This window comes from Methanoculleus chikugoensis, assembly GCF_900095385.1.
Taxonomy (GTDB): domain Archaea; phylum Halobacteriota; class Methanomicrobia; order Methanomicrobiales; family Methanoculleaceae; genus Methanoculleus; species Methanoculleus chikugoensis_A.
Genome location: NZ_FMID01000060.1, coordinates 38,162 through 61,609 on the forward strand (window position 1 = coordinate 38,162; position 23,448 = coordinate 61,609).

Below are 23,448 nucleotides of genomic sequence, written 5' to 3' on the forward strand. Positions count from 1 at the left end.
GAGTATACTGCAGTCAAAAATTTGAGTGCATCGGTTTACACCCAGCGCTCGGATGGGATACGTTCAAGTACCATACCTTCCACAACCACCGGCATCAGCGTCCGGCCGACCTCGATCGCACGTTCGAGCCGCCATTCCCGCTCGGCGTAGATGGTGAAGATGGGGTCGCCCTTCTTGACCCGGGTCCCCTTCTTTGCGTGGATCTCGAGCCCCGCGCCGTGATCGTAGGGGGAGCCCGCGAGCCGGGCGAGCGTGACGAGCGCGCTGTTGTTCAGTTCGATGACGTAGCCGTCCTGCGGCGCCCGGACATCGAACCGGTACTCTCCCGGAACGATATCCTCGGCCTTCACGGTCGGATCACCACCCTGGATCTCGATGATCTGCCGCATCTTCTCGAGCGCCTTCCCGCTCCGGAGTAGCTCTGCGGCTGCCTGGTACCCCTGCCCCTGTGCGGCCTTCCCGGCCATCTCGAGCGCAATCCCGGAGAGCGAGAGGCTCTTCTGGACCAGGGAACTCGGTTCGGTCGCGCCTTCGAGGACGGCGAGGGCTTCACGCACCTCGAGGTTCGGGCCGATGGTGTGGCCGACGAGCGACTCCCCATAACTGAGCGCGCACTCGACCCGCATGCCGAGCCGTTCCCCGATCTCGATGAACTCCCGGGCGAGTTTCCGTCCCTCCTGGGGGTTCGGAATCTTCGTGTTCCGGCCGACCGGGATGTCGATGACCACGAGGTCGGCGCCGACGGCAAACTTCTTCGCCATGACGCTCGCGATCATCTGGCCCCGGGCGTCGATCCGGAGCGGGTACTCGTAGGTGATGATCTTGTCGTCAGCGGGGGCGATGTTCGTGGCGCCGCCCCAGACGATGGCGCCCCCGACCTTCTCGGTCATCTGCTGCACCTCGAGCGCCGAGAACGAGACGGGCGCGAGGACTTCCATGAGGTCGGCGGTTCCACCGGCGCCGGTGATGGCGCGGGAACTGGTCTTCGGGATCAAAAGGCCGCTCGCGGCGATGATCGGCGCGATCAGGAGGGTGATCTTGTTCCCGGGCACGCCCCCGATGGAGTGCTTGTCGACGATGGGGTGCCGGGTGAAGTGGAGGCGCTCCCCGGTCTCGACCGTGGCCCTCGTCAGGTATTCCACCTCATCCATGTCGAGGCCGTTGATGTAGGACGCGGTGACGTAAGCGGTGATCTCGCCGGGCGAGAGGACGTCGTCGACGATGTCCCTGACGATATCTATGGTCTCGTCCTTGGTGAACCGGCCGCCGTCCATCTTCTTCTTGATGTGCGAGAGGGAGGCCGGTCTCTCGGCGCTCCGGACCACGACGGAGGCTCCTTCTTCGACGGCGAGCGTCGCATTCAGCGGCCGGTAGATCCCGATGACGCCCGGCTCGATGAGCGAGCCGGTGGTGTCGACGTGGGCCTGAGCGGTCTTTCCGGTCGCCTCGTCGGCGACCTGGACGCGGTCGCCGTCGCGGACCCGCATGCTTTTTGCGTCGGTACTGTGGAGGAGGACCCCCCGGTTTGCGATGTCGAGCAGTTTCACGGTCAGTTTCATACGCGTAACCCAATCCTGATTGAGATTGAGGTTTTGTACTACTTAAGGGCGGCTGATCGGGGGAGCGGGCAGACGGCATCTACCCGGAGCCCAACATTCCCCGGACTTCTCTCGCGGCGTTTGGTGTGGATACAGATCCCGGCGAAGCACCGGACCGGGAGCTACGCCTCATCCAGGCGAGACGGCGCTTGGGTGAGGTTATAGTGAGAGGGGTCGGGCGGGCTGCTCAGCGGCCCTGCAGTCCAGCAAGGATCTCCGCAACTGCCCGCTTGAACTCAGGGAGATCTTCTCCGGTGATAGCCCAAACGGCCTCCAGGTCCACACTCATGTACTGGTGGATCAGGACGTCACGAAGACCCGCAATCCGGCGCCACGGGATATCTGGATGTTCCTCCTTCAGAAATACCGGAATCTGTTTCACCGCCTCGCCGATAATCTCAAAGTTCCGTATCACCGCGTCCTGTGCCATCGGGGAGTTCATGAACACGTCTCGCCCTTCTCGCGTATAATCCTCAATCCGCTCTATCGACTCGAGGATATGGATGAGATAGAGGCAGTCGTCACTCACAGCGGCACGGCCTCCCGGCAGACGCGATCCCTGATATACCAGTGCAGTCCTTTCTCGGTCACCACGTCGACATCACGGCCAAGCAGGTCTTGCAGATCCTGGGCGAGGGCAATGTGGTCAAGGAGGCTCCTTCCGGGCTCGAACTCGACGAGGAGGTCGAGGTCGCTTGCCGGGGTCTCCTCACCCCGGGCCACCGATCCAAAGACTCTGAGGGTGCGGGCACCATGTCTGGCTGCGATCTCGAGGATCTCATCCCTTCTTTTGAGCAGTTCCGCATGCAGACTCATTCAAACCCTCTCCTGCATCGATCTTATGGAGCAGGGGATATAAGGATTTTCCCGGGTGGATTATTTTTCATCCAATGTTTCACGTAGCACCCCGTCAGCTCACGCGGCTGGTGGCACCTCAAGTTCCGGACGTTCCGTCCTTCGCGTTTTTCGCGGCTTCGCGTGAGGTGGCGCTCTGCACGGATCCACACAGATACGGTGAAATGCCCATCAGGCAGCGAGGGGAGTATGCTGATCCTCAGCCCCATCATTCATCCGGATGAGTTAGCTCCCGCAAATCCTGACCGGAAGGCGGCAAAACACAGGTTAAGCCCATGACAATCGGGTCTCTCTTCGGTGCTTTTCAGGGTGAAGCCCGGGGGATTCAAAAGGACCTTGGGCCCAGGACGAACAGCCTGACATCCTGTCCCATACCCGAAATGACGCTCAATAAAACCGACTTGAATAAAAAAATAGGGTTAGTTAGGGTTTAGTCCCGCCGCAGGACCAGGAAGGCAACCGCACCAAGGCCGGCCAGAGCAAGGAGTGCTCCGAATCCGGGGGACTGGGTGGGGGTGGGCTCAGTGGTCTGGGTCTCGACCGGGGTGGTCTCGACCGGGGTGGTCTCGACCGGGGTGGTCTGAGTTGTCGGGACTGCCTCGACTACGTTGAAGGTCGCGGTCGCGGTCGTGTCGGTGTCGATGGACTCGACGGTGACGATGTACTGGTCGGGCTTGAAGCTCGCGCCGTCAACCTCGAACGACCAGGTGTTCGCGCCGTCGCCCTGCTGGACGTTCACAACGCCGGCAACCGAGCCGAAGCCGGAGGCCTCGCTCTTGGAGGTCGGCTGGAACGCAGCGGAGGTGACCTCAACGTTCAGCGCGTCGCCGACAGCGAGGTTGGTCGTGCCGGTGATCGTGAACTTGCTGCCCGCAGCCTTGTCACCGATCGCGTCGATGAAGATCTGGGCCTCTTCGACGACGAACGTGAGCTTCACGTAGGTGTCGTCGATGTTCGCGGAGTCAAGGGCGTTGATCACCGCGGTCGCGGCATCGGAGGCCTGGAGCTTGCCGATCTCCACCTTGTCAAAGCCAGAGCCAGCCGTGCCGTTGATCCAGCCCTCGGCACCGGAGAATATGTCGAACTGACCGTTCATCATCGGGTGCTGGATGATCACGAAGTACTGGCCTGCGGAGAGGTCCCGGGTGTTCTTGAGCTCGTACTCGAAGGTGCCGTCATCCTCAACGGTGGCGGATTCACCGGTCATCTGCAGGTTCTTGCCGAAGATCCAGACGTGGACGCTGTCGGGGTCACCCTGTGCGGTTCCGGTGAGCGTCAGGTCGTCACCCTTTGCAACGACTGCGCCGCTCGAGGTCGCGGTGATGAAACCGGACCGGAGCTGGATGGAGGCCGTGGCGTACTTGGCGTCGGAGAGGTGATCCTTGTCAACAGGCTTCGAGGCCGCGTAGATCGTGTAGCCGCCGGCGTCAAGAGACTTGCCGAGGTCGGCGGTGTTCCACTTGTACGACCAGGTGTCGTCGCCCTCAACGTCCTCCGTAGTGAACGAACCGGTGTTGCCGTTTATCACAGGCTTAATTTCTACGAGATCGGCACCGTTGTTGGGGAGGTTCGGGCCGGTGATAAAGAGGTGAACCGTCGTCTCGTTGTCGGTGCAGGTACCGGAGAGAGTGACTTCCTCACCGATGTAGTAGACACCGGTGCCGGACGCCGTGATGGTTACGTCGCCTTCCTCAACCCGCACCTTGACTTCGTCGTAGGTGCTTGGGTCGGTCAAATCCTGCACGCGGATGGTGAACTGCCGGTCGTCGGTGTTCGTGTTGGTGTCGAACTGGACAGACCGCGTGCCGCCGGCGTTGGTCTCAATGGTCGCGTTGATGGGGCTGACCCCGCTCCCAGTGACATTGCCAATATCTTTAACGCCATTCTGGCCTTCTACGATCTGGGGATACTCGGCCTTGTTAAGACCGCTCACGTCCTTGATGTACAGTTTGTACGTCTCCTTCGACTCGCCGGTGATCGTCACGGTGAAACTATTGCCGCGGACGACGGTGTCCTTGTCGGACGTGATGGTGAGCGACTTGGTAGAGACCTCGAAGGTCACGGGTTTGGAGTCGTAGCCCTTGCCGTAGAAGTCAGACTCGCTGGGCCACTTCGCCACGGCGGTGTAGGTGCCGGCCTCGGCATTCGAGAGGTCGAGTGGGCCGAAGTACTGGGTCGTGCCGTCAACGGTACGGTCCTTCAGGTTCAGCTTATCGAACTTGGTCACCACACCGCCGCCGGGCAGGGTAACCTCGATGTTCATTTTGGCTCCCTCGACAACGATGTTGTTAGTCAGCTTGAAGGCCAGCTTGGTGTTCCGGGTGACGGACTTGCCGGCCACGGAATCCTTCCGGGAGTCGTTCAGCACAACATCGAGCGCTACGTCAGGGTACTGGATGTTAATGTACCGAGTAGCATCCTGAGACAGTCCCGTTCCAATCACGTAGTAAGTGCCGGTCTTTGTGCCAACGGCAGACTCGGTCAGCTCGCTAACGTTGCCATCTGCACCCGCTAGGATGGTGTTGTCAATGTTCCAGTCAGAGAAACTGCCGCTTATATGGACATAGCGGATATTATTCACTACACCGGAAACTCCGGCGAAGTTGATGTTCTCTTCGCCTACATAGACGGTGTCGCCAGGATTGACCACACGTGCCGCAGCCGGTGCAACGACCAGCGCAGCCGCGAGGATCATGGCGACAACCATCAATTTTGTCATACTCTTCATACTATACCTCCATTTGTGATGACATGAGGGAATGTGAACGCGAGGTACTCGACAGACGTCGAATACGGGTTCACCACGCTCTATACTCCGAATCACGGAATATGTCACAATATTTGTGGAACACTTAATATATCCTTTGTGGTCGACCGGGTGTCCGACGCCCCCGAAAGGCACCACAATACTGGAAAACGCCCCGAATACGTCAGGATCACGCTTCATTCCCGGATCACCGGAGTCCATAGATACGCGAGGATAAAAATCTTACTCCGCGGATTAGCGGGAACTCCCGACCCCGGCAGCGCTCCCTGCACGACCCTGCCGCGCTTTCTCTCCGCGGTGCCGCACGCGCCCTGCACCGCCCGGCCGGCGCCGTCCGGGTGGTCGCCCCGCCCCCACCGGGGGCAACCGCCGGGGCGGGTGGCACCACCGGAGCACGTATATATAAGACCATCCCCAGTGGGGAGCCTTTTCTACCCCGGCCTGCAAACTACTCTCTATGCGGATCATTCGGGCCCCCACGCTCGCACGGGCACACGAACTGGCGGTCAGGACCGTCCTCGAGAAGGGATGGGTTCTGGAGACCGAGAACGACGAGGCGACGATAGAGTGCGAGGAACTCGCGCTTGAGGTGGAGTCACCGGAGAACGAGCCGATGGTGAGCCCCGCCTCCCGGTTCCAGCAGCGGTTCCTGGATGTCTACGCAGAGAACCTCCTCTTCGGCTCCGACGCGAAGTTCGAGTACGACTACCACCGGCGGCTCTTCGACTGGGGCGAAACACTCCGGGTCGCGCCGGAGGGGCGACCGGGTCACTCCGTCCAGGAGGGACTCACGGTGGACGGCGAGGACGTCCACATCGACCAGATCGACTACATAGCACGGAAACTCGGGCAAGCCCCGAACTCCCGGCGGGCGGTCGCGATCACCTGGAACCCCGCCGTCGACGAGAACCTCGACGACTGCCCCTGCCTCCAACTCGTCCAGTGCCTGCTGCGGGACGGCAAACTCCAGATGAAGGTCGTCTTCCGGAGCAACGACATCCTCTCCGCCGCAGGCTCCAATATGTATGCGCTCGTCCGCCTCCAGAGGATGATCGCAGACCGGCTCGGCGTGCCCTGCGGGCGCTACACCCACATCGCGCTCGTCCCCCACGTGTACTACCGCCGTGATCTCAACGATATCGAGCCTTTTTGCAAATCAGGCTCCGAGATCAGGCCTGTTGCCGAGGTCTGCCGGGCCTGCGGAAAGTGCCCGCGCTCGTCCGGGGCATAACCCCCGGCCGTCACTTTAATTAAGATTCACAGACAACATTTTAGAGCCCAATAGCCCGGTAGTGTAGCGGTCAATCATGCAAGGCTCTGGACCTTGCGACAGCAGTTCGAATCTGCTCCGGGCTACTCAATCTTTTTCTCCGTCTGCAAACGGCATACACCGGAGGGTGGTATATGGTTGATCACAATCTCGGCTGCACCGTGCGGCTCGACGACGAAGGGACGCTTGCCCTGCTCGCGGGGCTTTATGAAGACAGCGCAATCCGGCACATCCAGGTGCAGGCCGTCCCCCTGCCCCGGCAGTTCTTCCTCGAACGCCTCGACCGGATCGCCGCGTCCGGGATCGCGGTCGTCGTCCACGCACCCCACCACAGCCACGGCGTCAACCCCTGCGCCCCGGCGGCATACGACGACCGGCCGGCGAAGGAGATCGAGGCATATATCGAGGAGGAGATGGTTCGGACGTTTGAAGCCGCCGACGCCCTCGGCGCGGAGACGATCGTCCTCCACGCCGGCCGGTACGAGCCGGGCGGGCGGCTCGCCGCCGTGGAAGAGTTCGCCCACTTCCTCGACCGCCACACCGATCCCCGCCTCACCCTCGAGAACCTCCCCGCCGTCTACGCCGGCTACCCTCTCCTCGGCAACACCGCCGAAGAACTCGCGGCGCTTGCAGACACGACGATCACCCGGTTCTGCCTCGACTTCCCCCACCTCGCCTGCACCGCAAACTACCGCCGCCTCTCGTTTTCGGAGGAACTGGAGCGGTTCGAGGACCTCGACGTGGCCCTCCACCACCTCTCGAACATCCGGCGTGGCTCGATCACCGACGAGCACCTCGCACTCGACCACCCTGAGGGCGGCCTCGATCTTGCAGCGGTCTTTGCCCGGCTGCGGCGGCACCCCGCCGTCCCGACGACGCTCGAGTACAAGGAGGACTCGGCGGATGTCTACGCCCGGCAGGTGCGGATTTTTGCTGGACTATGGGATCGCGCCGGCGAGTGAATCGCGTCCCTGCCGTATCGGGGCTACCCCGGGGATAACCGACACCGAACCGAATGGCTAATAGCCAGCAGTCGTGATCCCGCCTGGCCGGGGAAAGCAAAATCCTATATGCGGGGGCAATCCCATTGAAGTATATAATGATCCTTGAGTATATCAACGCGGCACTCGAACACGCCAACTACGAGATTATCGAGGACGATGAACCGTATTACGGAGAGATCCCGGAACTTCCCGGGGTCTTTGCAACAGGCAGGACGCTCGAGGAGTGCAGGAGAAACCTTGCCGGCGTCATCGACGAATGGTTAATTATACGACTCCGGCGTGGCCTCCCGATACCTCCGATCGCCGGCCGCACAGTGGGAGAGATCGTCAGGATTGATACGGGTGCCGGAGCATAGGATCAGACCCGTCTCATGGAACCAACTTGTGAAGAATCTTCAGGCCCTGGGATTCGCGGGGCCGTGCCGGGGAGGCAGACACCCGTTCATGGTGAAAGGTGATCTCGTTCTGACCATCCCAAACCCACACGGGAGAGAGATCAGCGTCGACCTGCTCGTGCGCATCCTCCGACAGGCGGGCATATCCCGTGAGGAATGGAATCGGCTCGCCGGGTAGCGGTCTATATCATCTATTCTGTGGTTGTGAGACTGAACGGCCATCCGGGGACCCCGGATGGCAATATTGATCTTGCGGGGAAATGGGACAGACGACCAGCCCTATTCGCCCCCGCACCGCAGGAAACGTTAGTGTGAGAGCGATCTACATCTAGAACCTACAGAACTTCCGAGGAGGGGGAGAGCAAGTGAACCATTTTGTCCGGCACGCACTGGAGCGGATGAGAATCATCGAGGGTTTCGAGAGAGTCCGCTTCATCATCCTCTACGGCTCCGTTGCCGAAGGGCGGGCGAGAGAGGGCTCCGACATCGATATCTGCATCTACTACGACGGAGACCGCGAGGAAGCATCCCGGTTCAGGTTTGCGGCGCTCTCCGAACTCGCCGACGACCGCTACGACATCCAGATCTTCTCCCACCTGCCGCTTTATCTCCGAACAGATGTCCTCCAGGGAAAGGTAGTCTACTGTCCCGACGAGCGGTTCCTCTACGACGTCGCGTACCGGACGATCCGGGAGTTCGACGACTTCAAGCACCGATTGTACGACTACATCGGCAAGGAGGCGATAGCGTGACGGGCAAGATCCGGGACGGCAATCCGTATCAAACTCCAGGAGATGACCGAGAGCGTCGTTCTGGTCAAAGAACACCTCCCCGACTCGGCCGATTCATTCAGGCAACTCGGCATCGTTAAAGACGGCATCTACAAACGTGTCGAGTACGCCATCGAGAATGTCTTTGATATATGCGCGATCCTGAACGCCGATCTCCACCTCGGTGTCCCCGGCACCGATGAGAACATTCTCGACAACCTCGTGCAGTATGGGGTGCTCGCCGCCGCGGCACGGCAGAACTTAAAATTGGAAGCCGTGCCCCAAGCATCCGGGGTCCTTGCACCGTTCCTTCGCCATTTTGAACTGATCAAGGTATGTTAGAACTTACGTGAATCCCACATGCTCAACCAGTTGTGTTTTCACCTTCGCCCTGCATCTGCCGGGTGGGGCATCCTGACCCGGCAGATCCATCCGCCATCACAATAAGTGCATCTCCCCATAGATCGCAATCAATCCAGATTCATCGAGCCGGCAGTCGATGAGATCAAGAAATTGCTGCCGGGAGAGATTGATCTGTTCCGCCATACGGGAGAGCAACTGATCGCTGATCTCCGCTTTACCATGGGAGACCCATGTACGAATTCCCGTATCACGACCGTTATACATGAATATCAGTTTGATGTGCTTTGACATACGGGCGTCAAACCCTTTCTTCATGAGGCGGCGCACGATAACCTTGTTTTTTCGAGGCACAATCAGGCCTCCTCGGATAAAAGCGCCAGGAACTTCCGCCTCAGGTCGATAGCACTCCCGAGTAAAACGCTCTCGTCCTGCTGGACAAAATCGTTCCAATTTTCCTCAAATTCGTCAATAATATCCTTCAAACCTTCAGAGAGGTCGGGGGCAACGACCAGCAGACGGTACTCGTGGTTATACATGATATATTCCCCTTCATCCATCTCGATCGAGATCTCAATAGGACGCCTGAGTTCCCGGACGACTCCTTGGATCCTGACATGGATGAGAGGTATGTACCATGGGGTTTGCTCCGTTTGCACACAAGAGGCCAACCGGGCGATGAGATCGCTATAGGTCTCGCGAGGATGTACCTTGAGATGATTGAGCCGATCCTTCACCTCTGTTGCAATCTTGATCGATGTCATCTCCGACATTACCACCATGTACCACCGGGGGAGTATATATTGAGTTTGATCAAACGACCCTCACGCCAGAAGCGCCGCGATGATCCCGGTTAAAAAGATCCCGTCAAACGTTCCCGCCCCGCCGATGCTCGCCGTCGGCGCCCCCAGTTCAGCGATGTGGTGGAGGTTCAAGAGGTCCGCCCCGATCAGGGTGCCGAGCGTCCCGCTCACGTAGGCGATGATCACCGACGAGCCCGGGACGCCGCCCGCAAAGAGCGAGAGGATCAGCGCCGCAAAGAGCGCCGCGAGCGGCGGGATGAAGAACGGCGTCGCGATCCCGAGGCCCGGCACCGGACGGGCGACGAGTTTTGTCGTGACCGTCACGACCGCGACCCCGGCAAGCGCGAGGGCGAAGAGCAGATAGCCGCCGCTGAGAACGACCGAGTCATAGAGCAGGTAGAGCGATATCAGGACAGGGATTACGGCGCCGCCGACGTTGACCGCGAGCACCGTCCGCGGCGCCTGCTGCGGAATCCGGTAGAGCCGCCCGTACATCACGGCGTAGCGGTCGTAGGCTGGCGCCCCCGGCCGACCCTCAAGCGTCTTCACGGGGATATTGACGAAACTCCCGATAAGCGTCAGGAGGAGGATGAGGAGCGCCTGCCACCAGGTGAACCCGAGCCGCGTGAACGTCGCCCCGATCGCCGAGAGAAAGAGGATCGGGAAGACAATGACGGCGAGGAGAACAAGAGCGAGCAGTCCGAAGAAGAAGAGGAGCATCAGCGGGGAGAAGGGGTTGAAGACTACCCGGTCCATGTCAAGGAGTCGCCCTCCCCTCTAATATATACTACTCCCGGAGGGTGCAGACGATCGCGGCGTGGTCGTGATGGTAGGGATCGAGCCACCGGACGTCCGCGACATCGAGATGCCGCTCAAGCCCGGCCCGCGCCCCGGCGAGCACCTCGGCCGGGTCCTGCCGGACGTCCACGCTCCGGGTCTTGAGCATCAGGATGAGATGGCCTCCCGGTTTGAGGAAGACGATGTTCTTCAGCGCGATCTCGACCTGGTTCGGCTGCGCCACGTCCTGGTAGACCAGGTCGACCCCCTCCATGAACGGGGCATACTCATCCGGCCTCCCTGCATCGGCCATGATCGGGACGATGTTCCTCCTCCGGCGGGCCACCTCGAGGAGGTCCTGCATCGGCCGGGGTGCAAACTCCACCGCGTAGACCGTCTCGACGTAGTCGGCGACGTGGGAGACCGTAGTTCCGTTCGCCGCACCGAGGTAGAGCACCCTTATTTCCGGCGTCAGTTCCACCCCGCCGCCGAGGGTGTAGAGCGCCGCAAGTTTGCTCCGGTAGGGATCCCAGACCCGATAACCGTCGAGCGTCCGCTCCCCGTAGACCCCGCCCTCGCCGGGCGAGACCAGCATGTTCCCGAGCCAAATCATGCCTCGACCCCCGCCTCGTCGATCCGCGCCTGGGCGCCCTCGAGAAACTCCGGCACCGCCTCGCCCCGGTAGTAGTCGAGCCGGGCGGCGATGGCGAGTTTCGCCGCAAGCACCCTGGCCACCCGGCCCCGCACATCCTTCGGGGCGTTGTGGACCCGGCGGTGCTGGAAGATGATCCCGTGCTTCGGCGGCGGAGTCCCGCCCCGGAGGTGCGAGAAGAGCGCCCGCTCCGAGCCGAGAACCTGGATGGTGCTCCCCGGCATCCTCGCGAGTGTGGCAAGCCCCCCCGCACGGGAGAGGAGCCGGGCCGCGACCAGCCCGCCGATGAGTGCGCTCGTATTCGGCATCACCTCATCGGCCCGGGCCGAGACCTCCCGCATCAGGCGGCTTCGCGCCCCGCTGAGCCGCTCGATCTCGTCGGAGACATCCGATAACCCGCCCCGCGCCCCTTTCCGGACGATGGCGAGCATCTTCTTCGCCGGGAGACTGCGATACTTCCGGGAGAACGAGGGGTTCGTGACCTGGTACCACTCTGCCGCACGCTCCGAGAGGAGGTTGATGACGTTGTCGAGCTCGTCGAGCATCCTGACCATCTGGAGAAGTTCGACGTCCCGGCCCTGGTACGCCCGGGCGATCTTCTGCCGGGCAAGGACGGTGCAGACGGAACGGAGCAGGTCGACGTACTCCTCCCGTGTCCGGACGACCCCGCAGTCCCGGGCAGCCTCCCAGCCGATGGGAACGTAGGACTCCATACCGGTGCGGAGCTCGGCGGCCCGCCCGGCGAGCGCGGCCGGATCGGTGCCGGCCCCCCGGCACCCCTCCTCGTCGACGTCCCCGAACCAGTAGCGCTGTAGCATGGTACGGTATTGGGAGGCAGTCGATATAAGAACGTCAGGCAAGACCGAAGGAGTAGACCATCACCGGGACCATGATCGCCCCCATGCAGTAGACCCGGCGGATGTTGACGAGAGACGGCACATAGCCGACGGCTGTCGCGAGCAGGAGGACGAGCACCCCGAACGGGCCGCAGAGGAAGAGGGAGAGGACGGCGACGAAGACGATGACGGCGTGGTTGAGTCTCGTGATGTTCACGCCGGAGAACCACGCAGCCATCGACGAGAGACGGACGGTCAGGAGATAGGCGCCGACCGCGGCTATCGCACCCGCAAGAAGAATGGCGGTCGCCGGCGGGATCTCCTCGAGCGCCCCGATCGCCGCCATCACCCCGCTCCGCGTCCGGGCTATGGCGTAGAATGCCGCAAGCCCGAGGAAGGCGTTCACGGTGTTTGCGGCGCTCGTCGCAAGGATGTACTCCCGGGGGTTCGAGTCGTAGCCGACGACCGAGGTGAGAAGTGCGTTCGCCGTGGCGCTCGAGAGGCCCGGGAGCCAGCCGACGAGAGCGCCGGCGGCCGAACCGAGGAGGGAACCCCGCCGGAGTGCGCCCGCAGGGAGGTCAATCCCCGAGAAGCGCTGTTCGGGCATCGTCCCGTGCGATGCATGGAGGAGGACCGCGATCCCGAAGAGCCCGGAGAGGAGGGGCATCAGCACCCCGGACTCGCCGCCCGTCGGCCATGCGAGGAAGGAGTAGCCGAGCGAGAATAGCCCGAGGAGCCCGGATACCGAAAAGACCGCGAGCGCCCACCCGGGGGACTCGGAGACGACGATGAGGTAGCCGGCGACGGCGAGGATGACGAGACCGATCCCCCAGTCGATCGCCGACTGGAGCCCGGGGAGGAAGAGGACGAACGCCACCGCGAGCGGGAGGGAGAAGGCGACTCCTGCGGCGCTTCCGAGAGCCGATATCCTGACGGCCTCCTCTCCCCGGCCTTCGAGGCAGAGGGCATGCGCGGGGAGGACCGCAAGCGATGTGTCGGCGTCGGGGATGCCGAGGAAGGTGCCCGGGACGTTGTCGAGGAACGTGTGCGTAACGAGCGTGGCGAACATGGCCGAGGCGATGAAGGCCGGATCGAACCAGGCGAGCAGGAGCGCCTGGAGAGAGAGGAGAACGCCCGCCACGGTGTTTGCATGGATCCCGGGAACGAGGCCGCTCACGGTGCCGCAACCGATGCCGACCACTGTCCCAAGCACGATACTCGCGAGCACGTGAAATAACGGTCGGAGCGGGGGGGGATAAATCAACCGAATTGCGTTCCCCGATACAGTCATATTCCACCGGGGCGAAGGTTGTAACGATGAAGATCGCCATCACCCGGCTCGAGAACAAGGCGGCGGGAGACCGCGCCCTCTGCGCAACCTACGGTCACGACTGCTACACGGTCTCGCCGCTCCGGGCGGATCTGCGGCCCGAGCGGGTCGATACATTCGTCGAGGCCGTCCACCGCGGCGAGTTCGACTGCCTCTTCTTCTCAAGCGCCCTCCCGGCGGCGATCGTCGGGCCGAGACTCGAACGGTGGCCGCGGGTGATCGCGATCGGGCCGAAGACCGCCGAGGTCCTCCGGGGGTTCGGGATCGAGGCGGAGGTCCTTCCCACCTTCTACTCTCGTGACTTTGTCCCCTACCTCGGGGAGTGGCTCCGGGGCCGGACAGTCGGGATCCCGCGGGCCGACGTCCCGAACCCCGGCCTTCTCGGGGCGATCGCCACGGCGGGGGGAACCGTCCGGGAGGAGCGGGTCTACGCCCTCGTCCCAACAGGTTCCGAACTCGCGCTCGACGGTGCCGAAGCCGTCCTCTTCACGAGCGCCATGTCCTACCGGGAAGCCCGGTGGCAGCCCCGTGACGACCTCCTCCTCGTCGCCATCGGCGAGATCACCGCCGATGCCATGCGGGCAGGCGGGCATCCCCCGGCGGTCGTCGGGGACGGGTCGCTCGCGGGAACGCTTGAAGCGCTGAACCGCCATGCGGAAGGGAGGTGAGAGGGTTGACCGGTGAAAGTGCCGTCATACCGGAGTCCGGGATAGTCGTCGTCGACAAGCCCCGGGGGCCGAGCAGCCACCAGGTGACCGCCTGGGTCGGAAATATCCTCGGGCGGCGGGTCGGCCACGCCGGGACGCTCGACCCGCAGGTATCCGGGGTGCTCGTCGTCATGTTCGGCGGCGCCGTCCGGCTTGCCCCCGTCCTCCTCTCGCACAACAAGGAGTACGTCTGCCTGATGCGTCTCCACGCCGACGCCTCCCGGGAGAGCGTGGAGCAGGCGGCAGCGGAGTTCGTCGGCCGGATCTACCAGCGCCCGCCGAGGAAGAGTGCGGTGAAGAGGAATCTCCGGATCAGGAAGATCCAGGAGATCGATATCCTCGATATGGACGGCCGGCTCGTCCTCTTCCGGGTCAGGTGCGACGCCGGGACCTACATCCGGACGCTCTGCATCCACCTGGGCTACGCGATCGGGACCTGCGCCCACATGGAGGAACTCCGGAGGATACGCTCGGGATCGTTCGACGAGACCGCCGCCGTCACGCTCCACGAACTCGCCGATGCCGCTGCGGTCGCACGGGAGGGGGAGGGGGAGCCCCTGCAGAGGATGATCCTCCCCGCGGCGGCCGCCGTCGCCGACCTTGCGAAGGTCGTCATCCGCGACACCGCCGTCGATGCCGTCTGCCACGGTGCGGTGCTTGCCGGGGTGGGGGTCGTTGGGAAGGAGGGCGGGTTTGCAAAGGGCGAGACGGTCGCGATCATGACCGGGCGCGGCGAACTCGTCGGGCTCGGGAAGGGCCTCGTCAATTCGTCGGCGCTGAAGCCCGGGGAACCGGGGTTCGTCATCGCGCCCACCTCCGTCCTGATGCAGCCCGGCACCTATCCCCGCGGCTGGAAAGCGCACGCCAGGAGTTAATATTAATAGAATATCCCGCCAACTAATGATGCACATTCCGTGCTGAGGTAGTCTAGACCGGTAGGGCGCGGGCCTGGAAAGCCCGTGGGGCGTTGAGCCCCTCGGGAGTTCAAATCTCCCCCTCAGCGTTTTAACATAAGATTGATTCTTTTGTCGGATCTTTCACGGAGGCTGCCCTGCAGTTTCCTGTCGCAACTCTCTCCGGCTGTGCCGTGTTCTTTACCCTTTAGCGTGAGAACTCCCCGGTTCGGCCCCCTTCACCCATAGATTAACATGCAGAAGAGCTACCGGGGGCGATGTCATGAAGATCCAGGTGAGCAAAAACGGCCCATACATCGTGACCGGGAGCATCCCGCTCATGGTGATGGAGATCGCCAACGATGACAGGGGCGACTGCCGTTCATGGCAAAAGGTACGGGAGTATCCCCTGCGGGAAGAATATGCCTTATGCCGTTGCGGGCATTCGAAGAACAGACCCTTTTACGACGGGACGCACGCGAGGGTTCACTTTAACGGTATCGAGACTGCAGGAGATGAACCATACCTTGAGAACCCCACCGTCATCAGAGGACCGGAACTGGAACTGACCGATTATGAAGGGCTCTGTGCGCACGCACGGTTCTGCCTGCGGGCGGGGGGGATCTGGAACCTCACGGAGCGGTCCGATATCCCGGACGCCCGGGACACGGCGATAGATGAAGCGTGCAACTGCCCCTCCGGTCGGCTCGCTCTCCGTGATCGAAAGAGCGGTGAGGCGATCGAGCCTGTTTTTGAAAAATCCATTGTCGTGATCGAAAATCCCGCCAGGGGTGAACATGGGCCGCTCTGGGTTCGCGGCGGGATCCCTGTCGAGTCCGCCGACGGGAGAACCTATACGATCAGAAACCGAGTTACCCTCTGCGGGTGCGGGAGATCGCGGAATAAGCCGTTCTGCGACGGGATCCACATCGGGCGGTAAACGATTCGATCCCCGTCTTTACGACGCAAGAGATAGCGTCGCAGAGAAGTGTCGAGGACGATCGCAACGATGATATTCAATAGCCCACTATAGATCATAGTATGTCTCAGACGACAGTGTGGGTATCCCGGGAGACGAAGGAGCGGCTGGCAGGGATGAAGCGGTACCCTCGCGAGACCTTTGACGATGTTATCAGGCGGCTCATGAATACCGCCGAGGACGAAGAGCCCCTGAGCGCCGAGGCTATCCGGGGAATCGAGGAGTCGCTCGAAGATATCAAGGCAGGCCGCCTGTATACCCTGGAAGAAGCGCGCGCCGAGTTGCAGGCGGTATGGGATACAGAGTAAAACTCACGGCGGCGGTGGTGCGGAACCTCGCGAAGATGCCCGCGAGTGTCGGAACCCGGATCCTCGACGAGGTGGAGGCGCTCGCTCAGGAACCGGATCCCACCCGACACGTGAAGAAACTGAAAGGAGGAGGCCAGAACCCTTTCTATTCACTGCGGGTCGGAAAATACCGTGCTATTTTGAATATCTGTGATGAGGTCCTTCTGATCGTCGTGGTGGAAGTAGGTCATCGATCGAGAGTATACCGGAAGCACTGATTTTTTTCGGAAAAAAAGGGTTTCACCCCTCAGATCGATATTCCGACCAGCATCATCGAGAAGAGCACCAGGTCGTAGATGGTGTGCGTGATCGCCGACGTCGTCGTGTTCGTATACTGCCGGATATAGGCAAAGACAATCCCCGCAAGGAAGACCGAGATGAGGCCGTCCCAGCTGTACTGGAACGCATGGAGCGACGCGAAGAGGAGCGCCGGGAGGAGGATGCCGAACCGGGGCTGGAGCAGGCCGCGGATGCTCACCTCCTCACCGAACCCCGCCGCGACGGATGCCATGATGACCCCGGGGATCGTGAGCGCTCCGGCAAAGAGCAGGTTGACGGCCTCCATGTCGGTGACCGGAAGGCCGAGCCAGCCCACCAGCATGGCGAGCGCCAGATCAACGAAGTGGAAGACGGCAACGAGCACGAGACCCGCACCGACGGCAAAAGCGACCTCTTTCCCCGTCGGGCGGACGAGTCCGAGCCGTTCGAGGGTCTCGCACCCCGTCCGCCGGATGAACGCTCCGGCGATGAAGAACGAGCCGATGAGCGTCCAGAAGAGCGTGTAGGCGTTCAGCGTGATCGACTCCGCAAAGAGATCCCCGGACTCGAGCAGGAGGTCGAGGAACGGCTCCGAGAGGAAGGGCGGAACCCCCGTGACAAGGAGCGGTATGGGCGGGATGAGGATCATGGCGAGAATGACCACGAGCGCGACCGTATGGAGGAGGGAGTCCGGGTCGAACGGGAGGTACCCCGCGAGCCATCCCCTGAACCGGCGGGAGAGCCCGACGAGGCTTGCAAATCCCGCGACAAGGACGCCGAGGAGGAGAAGCGCAACCTCCACGGCCAGGGCAAGGTCGATCGTCTCCGGATCGATCTCTTCGGCCTCGAGCATCTCCGGCGGCAGGATCGCTATGGCGCCGAACCCCGTTGCAATAGCCGCAAGCCCGGCCACCACGACCAGGAGCCAGAGGACGGCGATCCACCGGAACAGAGGGTGCCGGGTTCCGGCGAGATAAACAAGCATGGCAAGGATGACGAAGAGCGCTACATCGAGCGCCGAGGTGAGGAACGCTCCCACTTCCCCACCGGTCTCCCCGAAGGCGGCAACCAGGAAGATGAGGCCGAAGAAAGCGATCAGCAGTTCGGGTGCGTGTCGTTGGAAAAATTCTCGTGACATGATGGTTCCCGGTCTGAAATAGGGTACCTGTTCACGCGCGGCCGCAATGAAGGTAACGCAGGTTCACCGCCACCCGGGTCTCCCGGCGGCAAGCCAGCCCGCCGCCCCCGTGATCGCGAGACCTATGGCCTGCAGCAGGAAGAGCACCGGCAGCGGCACCCGGCCGATGAGGGCGGCGCCCGCGAACGGTCCGGCCGCAAGACCCAGGGAGTAGAAGGTGTTGTAGATGCCGTAAGCGGCGCCCTGCGAACCGTGGTCGCGGTAGATGCCGGCGAGGATCGGCATCACCGGGACGATGGCGCAGCTCAGGGCGACCCCCAGGACGAAGACGGCGGCGGTGGCGAGGGGGAGGGCGGGAGCCTGCACGGCAGCGACGATTGCGGCCGCCGAGAGGAGGAGGCCGCCGCTGATGAGGTGGCGGCTCCCCCCGTAGCGGTCGAAGATCCTCCCTGCGGCCGGCTGGGCGAGGATGGCCGCGACCGCAAGGACCGCGAAGACAAGCCCGATCGTTGCCGGGGACGCCGAGAAGGCGGCGTGCAGGTGGACCGGGAGATAGGGGTCCACGACACCGTAGGTCGCGGCCACCGCGACGACCACGACCGCACAGGCGGCAAGCAGGCGCCGGTTCTTGTCGGGCAGCATCGTCGACCGCTCGTTCTGCCTGCAGGTGCGCACCGGGACGGCGAGGACCACAAGACCGACCGCAGCCACGAGCACCGCCGGGACGAGGAAGGTCGCGGTGTAGCCCAGGTACTCAAAGAGCAGCCCCCCGAGGACCGGGCCGATGACCGTCCCGAACCCGACCGCCGAGAGGGCGATCCCCATCCTTTCGCCGAGCCGTGCCGGGTCGCAGGTCTCGGCGATGAGGGCAAGCCCCGCTGACCAGGTGGCGGCAGCGGATATCCCCTGGACCGCCCGGGCGACGATCAGGTGGGTGACCGTGGCAGAGAAGCCGAAGAGCGCCGTCGCAAGGGCGAGGAGGAGCATCCCGACGACGATGAGCGGACGGCGGCCCACCTGGTCGGAGAGGAGACCCATCGGGATGGAGAAGAGGAGGAGCATCGCGGCGTAGAGCCCGAAGACGATCCCGACGAACGACTCGTCCACCCCGAGCCGGGGGGCATACTCCGGGAAGACCGGGATGAGGAGGCCGTAGATCGCCATATCCATGAATATGACGAGTGCGACCAGGACGAGGATAGCGTCCGGCGATGCGGCGATACGGCTCCTGAAGGCACGGAGCCGATGCGGGTTTCCGGTCGTCATGCTGATTCATCTCCATAGAAAGAACTGCTCTTCGCTCGTAGGTTGGCGCCGCCGGGTTATATCGGTTGCAGAAGAAGGTTTTGCCGGGGCCGCCTCACCGGAATCCGCGGTAGTAGGCGAGCTCGCGCGCATGGGGCCGGAACGCTTCAACGAGCGCCGCCGCCTCGTCGTCGGGCAGAGGGCCGCTCCGGCCGGCGGCGGCAAGCGCCTGCACCTCCGCGGGCGTCGAGCATCCGACGATCGCGATGGAGACCTCCCGGGAAAGGGCGTAGCGGACGAGGACTTCGGGCGTCACCCCGGCACCGGGGACGAGGTAGTTCGACCCGCCGAGCACCTTCATCCCGATGACCGCGACCCCTTGCTCCCGTGCGACGGGGAGCGTCGTGTCCAGGAACCCCCCGAGCACCTCCTCGACCGGGTTCACGGGCAGCATCACGGCATCGACCGGCCAGGTCTCCACCGCGTGTGAGAGGACGTCCGGGTCGTGATGCCCCGTCACCCCGATATGCCGGACGATGCCGGACTCCCTCGCCTCGATGAACGCCTCGAGGGCACCGGACGGCCCCTCGACCTCCCGGATATCGGTAAACGTCCTGACATCGTGGATCTGCCAGAGGTCGAGGGTCTCGATGCCCATCCTCTGAAGGGTCGCCTGGAGATCCAGCTCTGCGTCCGCGTGGAGCCGGCTCGCCGACTTGCTTGCCTGAAAGACCGATGCCCGGAGGTCGGGGCGGTTCCTCCAGACCTCGCCGTAGTAGTCCTCGCTCCCCGCGTAGGCTTTCGCCGAGTCGAAGTAGGCGATCCCCTGATCGAGTGCTTCCATGATGACGGCGTTTGCTTCGGCATGCCGTCCGTACGTCCTGAGGATGCCCTCTCCCCCGAGGCCCACGGCGGTGACCTCCCGCCCGGTCTTCCCGAACCTGCGCCTGCCCGGTGCCCCCATAGAACCCCCTATCCTTACCCGGCTATAAATACCTTATAGCCGGGCGGAAGGGAGGAACGAACGGCCCCGCGATGCGGGCCCCCCTCTCTCCGAACCTCAGAGGAGTTCGGAGGCGGGAACTCCACCCCGCTCCGGTGCCGGCCGGACGGGATCGGGTGTCCCGGCGGCACACCGAAACAGGGGCACAGTGCCACTTATTCAGCCCCATGGGGTGTTTGATGAACGTAGCGGGCTAACGAACTTATGAGAAAATCCCGATACCCCGGCGGCCGGGCATGGTGCTGCTGCGACGGATTTAAACCACGGATTTCAGTTTTCACGCGAGGGGCAAAGTTTATTTACGTCAAGAAGCATCGTCCACCGCATGAAGAGGATGTTTGGTATCCTTGCCCTCATGGTGATCGCGAGCATCATGATCGCAGGGTGTGTGCAGCCAGCGGGCAACGAGACGGTGACGCCCGGTGTAACTCCGGGACTCACCGAGACCCCGATGGGAACAGAAGAGGAGACGCCGGCGATAACGGAGACACCAATGGAGACGGGAACCCCGATGGAGACAGAGACGCCGATGACAACGGCAACAACGCCGATGGAGACCGAGACAACTCCGGTGGGGACCGAGACACCGATGGGAACGACGACAACCCCGGCGGGAGGCGAAACGCCGATGGCGACGACCCCGGCGGGCGCGACGGAGACCCCGCCGGGACCGCCGGCGGCCGTCGTTGCCGATGAGATCGTCTCCATCACCGAGAGCGGGTACGTGCCGGACACGCTCACCGTACCCGTAGGCACCACGGTGGGATGGACCAACGACGCATCGTCGAACCAGACCGTATCGGCGACCGGGGCAACGGGGTTCTTCAACTCCGGCATGCTTGCGCCGGGGGACTCCTATAGTTACACCTTCAACGCCGCAGACAACTACACCTACCAGTCACAGACGACCGGGATTACCGGGACGATCATCGTCACCGCTTGACACTTTTTTTTGCGCCGGCGGCCGTAGGGGAGCAACATCCCCTTACGTCCGCCGGTATGCTCCGGCCGCCTCGACCAGTCGTTCGGCGAACCCCTCCGGGAAGTAGGCGTGGGTATACTGTCCGACCGCGTTCTGCGCGATAAGCCCGTCCCGGCCGCCGTCGATCCCTCGGCCCCGGAGGAGTTCCAGGGCGAACCGGGCGTCACGGGCACAGTCGAGCCTTGAATAGTGATACTCGTGGCCCCGGAAGGCTGACCCCGGGGCAAGGATCGGTGCCGTCCCGGCAACCCGGGCCTCGACGTACCCGAGGGCCTGGATGCGGCCCGTCATCTCCGCCGCCGCCGGGAGGACGCCGGCCATCGGGTAATCCCCCTCGTCGGTCGTGAGCCGATCGGTGAGGTAGATGAGCCCGCCGCACTCGGCATAGACGGGCATCCCGTCATCGGCCGCCCGGCGGAGATCTTCCCGGCACCGGGATGAGGAGAGCGCCTCTGCGTGGAGCTCCGGGTAGCCGCCCCCGAGGTAGAGAGCGTCCACGTCCGGGAGCCGGTCGGTCATCGGCGAGAAGAAGACCGGTTCCGCCCCGGCCCGCACGAGCCGGTCGATGTTGTCCGCGTAGTAAAAACAGAACGCCGCATCGTTCGCGACGCCGATGCGCACCCCGGTCTCCGGCCGGGCGGATTCCTCCGCCGGTGCCGGGAGGGGCGGGGCCGACCGGGCGAGGTCGATGAGCCCCGGGAGATCGCACGTCTCCTCGACCACCGCGCCGAACCGCGCCATCATCCCCGTCTCGGCCGCCATCGCGAGCCCGAGGTGCCGGCTTTCGACCACAAGATCTTTTCGCCGCGGGATTCCCCCATAGATGGGGAGGCTCTTCGTCTCCTCGATCATGGCGAGGTGGCGGGGGCTCCCGATCCGGTTGAAGATGGCTCCGGCGACCCGGACGGCCGAATCAAACCCCGCGTATCCCTGGACCATGGCATGGACGCTCCGCGACGCGCCCCCCGCGTCGACCACGAGAAGAACCGGGGCGTCGAGGATCTTCGCGACGTGCGCCGTGCTCGCGGTATCGGTTCCTTCGAGCCCGTCGAAGAGCCCCATCGCACCCTCGACGACGGCGATATCGGCCCCGGCAGAGGTGCGGACGAACGTCTCCCGCACCCCCGCCTCCCCCATCATGAACGGGTCGAGGTTGCGGGACGTCCGGCCGCAGATAGCCGAATGGTGCGTGGGATCGATGAAGTCCGGGCCCACCTTGAAGGGCTGGACGGCGAGTCCTCGGGCGGCGAGCGCCGCCATCAGGCCGCTTGCAAGCGTGGTCTTGCCGCAGCCGCTGTGGGTTCCCGCAACGACAATCACTGGAATATGGCGCATAACGTTCCTCTAGTGTTGAATACCGCAGAAGATAAATATGACCGGAGATAACCAGGGTACATCAAATTAGTTTGCCTTAGGTAAAACAAATTTGTTCTGCTTGCCTTCGCGGCGGTAGCCACTGGTGATATCATGCACATCATGGAAGGATTCTTGCCAAGCCCCTGGTGGGAGATCTGGATTCTTGTCTCCCTGCCCTTCATCGTCATCGGATTGTACCAGCTGAACAAACTTGTGCGGGAGAAGCGGGAAGCCCTGCCGCTCCTCGCGGTCGCAGGCGCCTTCGTCTTCGTCCTCTCCTCGCTCAAACTCCCCTCGTTCAACGGGAGCTGCTCCCATCCCACGGGGACGGGGCTCGGGGGCATCCTCTTCGGCCCCTGCATCGCCGCCGTCCTCGGGCTGATTGTCCTGGTCTTTCAGGCGGTCTTCCTCGCGCACGGCGGGATCACCACCCTCGGCGCGAACGTCTTCTCGATGGGGATCGCAGGACCCGCCGTCGCCTACCTCATCTATAAGGCCGGAACCCGGGCGGGCGCAAACACCTACGCGACGGTCTTTATCGCCGCAGCTCTTGCGGATCTGGTCACCTACGTCGTCACCTCGATCCAGCTCGCGCTCGCGTTCCCCGGGACTACCGGGTTCTTCGGGGCGTTCTCGGCATTCGCCGCGGTTTTCGCCGTCACCCAGGTTCCGCTCGCCATCATCGAGGGTGCGATCATCATGCTCGTCTTCAAGTACATCGTCCAGCTCAAACCCGAGATCCTCACGCGCTTAAACCTGCTCTCCGAGAGCACCGTCAACAAACTCCGGGAGGCCGCAGCATGAAGTACGGCATGGAGATCGCGGTCGCCGCGCTCATCATCGTCTTCGCCGCCGTCTTCCTCGTCCAGGACGCCGCGATACAGGCCACCCTCGGCGACGGGCAGGAAGCCTGGGGCGGGGCCGACGGCGAGGCCGCCGGGCTCATTGAAGCAACCGGCTACGAGCCCTGGATCGAGCCCTTCTGGGAGCCCCCGAGCGGTGAGATCGAGTCGCTCCTCTTTGCCCTGCAGGCCGCCATCGGCGCCGTTATCATCGGTTACATCTTCGGCTACTGGCAGGCCGGCAGGAAGGCCGCCTGATTTTTTCCGGCAATCCCGCAAAG

General features: G+C 63.1%; 28 protein-coding genes and 2 tRNA genes. 16 read left to right on the forward strand and 14 right to left on the reverse strand.

Going from position 1 to position 23,448, the window contains the following annotated elements:
- Nucleotides 1–35 precede the first annotated feature (35 nt).
- The 4 genes from L21_RS11955 to L21_RS11970 form a co-directional block, all read right to left on the reverse strand.
- A complete protein-coding gene (locus L21_RS11955) occupies nucleotides 36–1,559 on the reverse strand; it encodes an AMP phosphorylase (RefSeq protein WP_074370685.1) in 1,524 nt (507 codons plus the stop codon).
- 226 nt (nucleotides 1,560–1,785) lie between these two features.
- On the reverse strand, nucleotides 1,786–2,127 hold the full coding sequence (locus tag L21_RS11960) for a HepT-like ribonuclease domain-containing protein (RefSeq protein ID WP_048114147.1): 342 nt from the start codon (nucleotides 2,125–2,127) through the stop codon (nucleotides 1,786–1,788).
- Nucleotides 2,124–2,414 carry a nucleotidyltransferase family protein gene (locus tag L21_RS11965; RefSeq protein ID WP_048114148.1) on the reverse strand — a complete coding sequence of 97 codons (291 nt, stop codon included), beginning with the start codon at nucleotides 2,412–2,414 and terminating at the stop codon, nucleotides 2,124–2,126. The genes L21_RS11960 and L21_RS11965 overlap by 4 nt, the downstream gene beginning before the upstream one ends.
- A 469-nt stretch (nucleotides 2,415–2,883) precedes the next feature.
- Nucleotides 2,884–5,181: an MEMAR_RS02690 family S-layer glycoprotein gene (locus L21_RS11970; RefSeq protein ID WP_074370686.1), complete on the reverse strand. Its 2,298-nt coding sequence runs from the start codon at nucleotides 5,179–5,181 to the stop codon at nucleotides 2,884–2,886.
- A gap of 496 nt (nucleotides 5,182–5,677) precedes the next feature.
- On the opposite strand from L21_RS11970, the gene L21_RS11975 reads away from it, so the two are divergent.
- The 7 genes from L21_RS11975 to L21_RS12005 all read left to right on the forward strand — a co-directional run bounded on the left by L21_RS11975 (nucleotide 5,678) and on the right by L21_RS12005 (nucleotide 9,001).
- Nucleotides 5,678–6,451 (forward strand): thymidylate synthase, encoded by a 774-nt coding sequence (locus L21_RS11975; RefSeq protein WP_074370687.1) that lies wholly within the window; start codon nucleotides 5,678–5,680, stop codon nucleotides 6,449–6,451.
- Between the two features lie 52 nt (nucleotides 6,452–6,503).
- A tRNA-Gln gene (locus tag L21_RS11980) sits at nucleotides 6,504–6,576 on the forward strand.
- Between the two features lie 48 nt (nucleotides 6,577–6,624).
- Entirely contained in the window at nucleotides 6,625–7,452 is an 828-nt protein-coding gene (locus tag L21_RS11985; protein WP_074370688.1) for a TIM barrel protein, read from the forward strand.
- 137 nt (nucleotides 7,453–7,589) lie between these two features.
- Nucleotides 7,590–7,850 carry a type II toxin-antitoxin system HicB family antitoxin gene (locus tag L21_RS11990; protein WP_074370689.1) on the forward strand — a complete coding sequence of 87 codons (261 nt, stop codon included), beginning with the start codon at nucleotides 7,590–7,592 and terminating at the stop codon, nucleotides 7,848–7,850.
- A 28-nt stretch (nucleotides 7,851–7,878) separates the two neighbouring features.
- The gene (locus L21_RS11995) at nucleotides 7,879–8,067 is read left to right on the forward strand and encodes a type II toxin-antitoxin system HicA family toxin (RefSeq protein ID WP_256713206.1); all 189 of its coding nucleotides are present in this window, start codon (nucleotides 7,879–7,881) and stop codon (nucleotides 8,065–8,067) included.
- A 187-nt stretch (nucleotides 8,068–8,254) separates the two neighbouring features.
- On the forward strand, nucleotides 8,255–8,641 hold the full coding sequence (gene mntA, locus L21_RS12000; protein WP_256713207.1) for a type VII toxin-antitoxin system MntA family adenylyltransferase antitoxin: 387 nt from the start codon (nucleotides 8,255–8,257) through the stop codon (nucleotides 8,639–8,641).
- A gap of 42 nt (nucleotides 8,642–8,683) precedes the next feature.
- Nucleotides 8,684–9,001 (forward strand): DUF86 domain-containing protein, encoded by a 318-nt coding sequence (locus L21_RS12005; RefSeq protein ID WP_083608993.1) that lies wholly within the window; start codon nucleotides 8,684–8,686, stop codon nucleotides 8,999–9,001.
- A gap of 96 nt (nucleotides 9,002–9,097) precedes the next feature.
- Here the strand turns inward: L21_RS12005 and L21_RS12010 are convergent, their stop codons facing one another.
- From L21_RS12010 to L21_RS12035, 6 genes are read right to left on the reverse strand one after another with little or no spacing between them, the layout of a single operon-like run.
- A complete protein-coding gene (locus tag L21_RS12010; protein WP_074370692.1) occupies nucleotides 9,098–9,373 on the reverse strand; it encodes a hypothetical protein in 276 nt (91 codons plus the stop codon).
- A gap of 2 nt (nucleotides 9,374–9,375) precedes the next feature.
- Nucleotides 9,376–9,792, reverse strand: a complete 417-nt coding sequence (locus L21_RS12015) for a DUF7557 family protein (protein ID WP_143727301.1) — start codon at nucleotides 9,790–9,792, stop codon at nucleotides 9,376–9,378.
- Between the two features lie 51 nt (nucleotides 9,793–9,843).
- Nucleotides 9,844–10,578, reverse strand: coding sequence for a DUF1614 domain-containing protein (locus L21_RS12020; RefSeq protein ID WP_074370694.1), 735 nt, complete (start codon nucleotides 10,576–10,578; stop codon nucleotides 9,844–9,846).
- Between the two features lie 31 nt (nucleotides 10,579–10,609).
- A complete protein-coding gene (locus L21_RS12025; protein ID WP_074370695.1) occupies nucleotides 10,610–11,212 on the reverse strand; it encodes a fibrillarin-like rRNA/tRNA 2'-O-methyltransferase in 603 nt (200 codons plus the stop codon).
- A complete protein-coding gene (locus L21_RS12030) occupies nucleotides 11,209–12,069 on the reverse strand; it encodes an NOP5/NOP56 family protein (RefSeq protein WP_074370696.1) in 861 nt (286 codons plus the stop codon). Before L21_RS12030 ends, L21_RS12025 begins: the two co-directional genes overlap by 4 nt.
- A 34-nt stretch (nucleotides 12,070–12,103) precedes the next feature.
- Nucleotides 12,104–13,315 (reverse strand): tripartite tricarboxylate transporter permease, encoded by a 1,212-nt coding sequence (locus L21_RS12035; RefSeq protein ID WP_074370697.1) that lies wholly within the window; start codon nucleotides 13,313–13,315, stop codon nucleotides 12,104–12,106.
- Between the two features lie 89 nt (nucleotides 13,316–13,404).
- Between L21_RS12035 and L21_RS12040 the strand changes: the two genes are divergently transcribed.
- The 6 genes from L21_RS12040 to L21_RS12065 all read left to right on the forward strand — a co-directional run bounded on the left by L21_RS12040 (nucleotide 13,405) and on the right by L21_RS12065 (nucleotide 16,561).
- On the forward strand, nucleotides 13,405–14,085 hold the full coding sequence (locus L21_RS12040; RefSeq protein WP_074370698.1) for a uroporphyrinogen-III synthase: 681 nt from the start codon (nucleotides 13,405–13,407) through the stop codon (nucleotides 14,083–14,085).
- Between the two features lie 5 nt (nucleotides 14,086–14,090).
- Entirely contained in the window at nucleotides 14,091–14,999 is a 909-nt protein-coding gene (locus L21_RS12045) for an RNA-guided pseudouridylation complex pseudouridine synthase subunit Cbf5 (protein ID WP_074370699.1), read from the forward strand.
- Between the two features lie 41 nt (nucleotides 15,000–15,040).
- A tRNA-Ser gene (locus L21_RS12050) sits at nucleotides 15,041–15,127 on the forward strand.
- A 173-nt stretch (nucleotides 15,128–15,300) separates the two neighbouring features.
- Nucleotides 15,301–15,957, forward strand: coding sequence for a CDGSH iron-sulfur domain-containing protein (locus L21_RS12055; protein ID WP_074370700.1), 657 nt, complete (start codon nucleotides 15,301–15,303; stop codon nucleotides 15,955–15,957).
- 101 nt (nucleotides 15,958–16,058) lie between these two features.
- Complete coding sequence (locus tag L21_RS12060; protein ID WP_074370701.1) at nucleotides 16,059–16,304, forward strand: DUF7557 family protein; 246 nt, start codon at nucleotides 16,059–16,061, stop codon at nucleotides 16,302–16,304.
- Nucleotides 16,289–16,561 (forward strand): type II toxin-antitoxin system RelE family toxin, encoded by a 273-nt coding sequence (locus L21_RS12065; RefSeq protein WP_074370702.1) that lies wholly within the window; start codon nucleotides 16,289–16,291, stop codon nucleotides 16,559–16,561. The genes L21_RS12060 and L21_RS12065 overlap by 16 nt, the downstream gene beginning before the upstream one ends.
- A 29-nt stretch (nucleotides 16,562–16,590) precedes the next feature.
- On the opposite strand, the gene L21_RS12070 is transcribed toward L21_RS12065, so the two are convergent.
- The 3 genes from L21_RS12070 to L21_RS12080 form a co-directional block, all read right to left on the reverse strand.
- The gene (locus L21_RS12070; RefSeq protein ID WP_074370703.1) at nucleotides 16,591–17,739 is read right to left on the reverse strand and encodes a CPBP family intramembrane glutamic endopeptidase; all 1,149 of its coding nucleotides are present in this window, start codon (nucleotides 17,737–17,739) and stop codon (nucleotides 16,591–16,593) included.
- A 63-nt stretch (nucleotides 17,740–17,802) separates the two neighbouring features.
- Nucleotides 17,803–19,005: an MFS transporter gene (locus L21_RS12075; protein WP_074370704.1), complete on the reverse strand. Its 1,203-nt coding sequence runs from the start codon at nucleotides 19,003–19,005 to the stop codon at nucleotides 17,803–17,805.
- A 94-nt stretch (nucleotides 19,006–19,099) separates the two neighbouring features.
- Nucleotides 19,100–19,948 carry an aldo/keto reductase gene (locus L21_RS12080; RefSeq protein WP_074370705.1) on the reverse strand — a complete coding sequence of 283 codons (849 nt, stop codon included), beginning with the start codon at nucleotides 19,946–19,948 and terminating at the stop codon, nucleotides 19,100–19,102.
- A 364-nt stretch (nucleotides 19,949–20,312) separates the two neighbouring features.
- Between L21_RS12080 and L21_RS12085 the strand changes: the two genes are divergently transcribed.
- Nucleotides 20,313–20,930 carry a cupredoxin domain-containing protein gene (locus L21_RS12085; protein ID WP_256713208.1) on the forward strand — a complete coding sequence of 206 codons (618 nt, stop codon included), beginning with the start codon at nucleotides 20,313–20,315 and terminating at the stop codon, nucleotides 20,928–20,930.
- A 42-nt stretch (nucleotides 20,931–20,972) separates the two neighbouring features.
- Here L21_RS12085 and L21_RS12090 read toward each other — a convergent pair whose 3' ends face one another.
- A complete protein-coding gene (locus tag L21_RS12090; protein WP_074370706.1) occupies nucleotides 20,973–22,304 on the reverse strand; it encodes a cobyrinic acid a,c-diamide synthase CobB in 1,332 nt (443 codons plus the stop codon).
- Between the two features lie 132 nt (nucleotides 22,305–22,436).
- Here L21_RS12090 and L21_RS12095 point away from each other — a divergent pair, with 132 nt between their 5' ends.
- Both L21_RS12095 and L21_RS12100 read left to right on the forward strand, forming a co-directional pair.
- Entirely contained in the window at nucleotides 22,437–23,129 is a 693-nt protein-coding gene (locus L21_RS12095; protein WP_074370707.1) for an energy-coupling factor ABC transporter permease, read from the forward strand.
- On the forward strand, nucleotides 23,126–23,425 hold the full coding sequence (locus L21_RS12100; RefSeq protein ID WP_074370708.1) for an energy-coupling factor ABC transporter substrate-binding protein: 300 nt from the start codon (nucleotides 23,126–23,128) through the stop codon (nucleotides 23,423–23,425). The genes L21_RS12095 and L21_RS12100 overlap by 4 nt, the downstream gene beginning before the upstream one ends.
- Nucleotides 23,426–23,448: the final 23 nt, after the last annotated feature.

Excerpts from the sequence above, each read along its gene's own strand:
- L21_RS12085 (WP_256713208.1), top strand. The coding sequence starts at position 20,313 with ATGAAGAGGATGTTTGGTATCCTTGCCCTCATGGTGATCGCGAGCATC.
- L21_RS12090 (WP_074370706.1), bottom strand. The coding sequence starts at position 22,304 with ATGCGCCATATTCCAGTGATTGTCGTTGCGGGAACCCACAGCGGCTGC.
- L21_RS11985 (WP_074370688.1), top strand. The coding sequence starts at position 6,625 with ATGGTTGATCACAATCTCGGCTGCACCGTGCGGCTCGACGACGAAGGG.
- L21_RS11965 (WP_048114148.1), bottom strand. The coding sequence starts at position 2,414 with ATGAGTCTGCATGCGGAACTGCTCAAAAGAAGGGATGAGATCCTCGAG.
- L21_RS11970 (WP_074370686.1), bottom strand. The coding sequence starts at position 5,181 with ATGAAGAGTATGACAAAATTGATGGTTGTCGCCATGATCCTCGCGGCT.
- L21_RS12055 (WP_074370700.1), top strand. The coding sequence starts at position 15,301 with ATGAAGATCCAGGTGAGCAAAAACGGCCCATACATCGTGACCGGGAGC.
- L21_RS11975 (WP_074370687.1), top strand. The coding sequence starts at position 5,678 with ATGCGGATCATTCGGGCCCCCACGCTCGCACGGGCACACGAACTGGCG.
- L21_RS12100 (WP_074370708.1), top strand. The coding sequence starts at position 23,126 with ATGAAGTACGGCATGGAGATCGCGGTCGCCGCGCTCATCATCGTCTTC.
- L21_RS12065 (WP_074370702.1), top strand. The coding sequence starts at position 16,289 with ATGGGATACAGAGTAAAACTCACGGCGGCGGTGGTGCGGAACCTCGCG.
- L21_RS11990 (WP_074370689.1), top strand. The coding sequence starts at position 7,590 with ATGATCCTTGAGTATATCAACGCGGCACTCGAACACGCCAACTACGAG.
- L21_RS12005 (WP_083608993.1), top strand. The coding sequence starts at position 8,684 with ATGACCGAGAGCGTCGTTCTGGTCAAAGAACACCTCCCCGACTCGGCC.
- L21_RS12075 (WP_074370704.1), bottom strand. The coding sequence starts at position 19,005 with ATGACGACCGGAAACCCGCATCGGCTCCGTGCCTTCAGGAGCCGTATC.
- L21_RS12015 (WP_143727301.1), bottom strand. The coding sequence starts at position 9,792 with ATGTCGGAGATGACATCGATCAAGATTGCAACAGAGGTGAAGGATCGG.
- L21_RS12060 (WP_074370701.1), top strand. The coding sequence starts at position 16,059 with ATGTCTCAGACGACAGTGTGGGTATCCCGGGAGACGAAGGAGCGGCTG.
- L21_RS12095 (WP_074370707.1), top strand. The coding sequence starts at position 22,437 with ATGCACATCATGGAAGGATTCTTGCCAAGCCCCTGGTGGGAGATCTGG.
- L21_RS11955 (WP_074370685.1), bottom strand. The coding sequence starts at position 1,559 with ATGAAACTGACCGTGAAACTGCTCGACATCGCAAACCGGGGGGTCCTC.
- L21_RS12030 (WP_074370696.1), bottom strand. The coding sequence starts at position 12,069 with ATGCTACAGCGCTACTGGTTCGGGGACGTCGACGAGGAGGGGTGCCGG.
- L21_RS12080 (WP_074370705.1), bottom strand. The coding sequence starts at position 19,948 with ATGGGGGCACCGGGCAGGCGCAGGTTCGGGAAGACCGGGCGGGAGGTC.
- L21_RS12025 (WP_074370695.1), bottom strand. The coding sequence starts at position 11,212 with ATGATTTGGCTCGGGAACATGCTGGTCTCGCCCGGCGAGGGCGGGGTC.
- L21_RS12070 (WP_074370703.1), bottom strand. The coding sequence starts at position 17,739 with ATGTCACGAGAATTTTTCCAACGACACGCACCCGAACTGCTGATCGCT.
- L21_RS12020 (WP_074370694.1), bottom strand. The coding sequence starts at position 10,578 with ATGGACCGGGTAGTCTTCAACCCCTTCTCCCCGCTGATGCTCCTCTTC.
- L21_RS12040 (WP_074370698.1), top strand. The coding sequence starts at position 13,405 with ATGAAGATCGCCATCACCCGGCTCGAGAACAAGGCGGCGGGAGACCGC.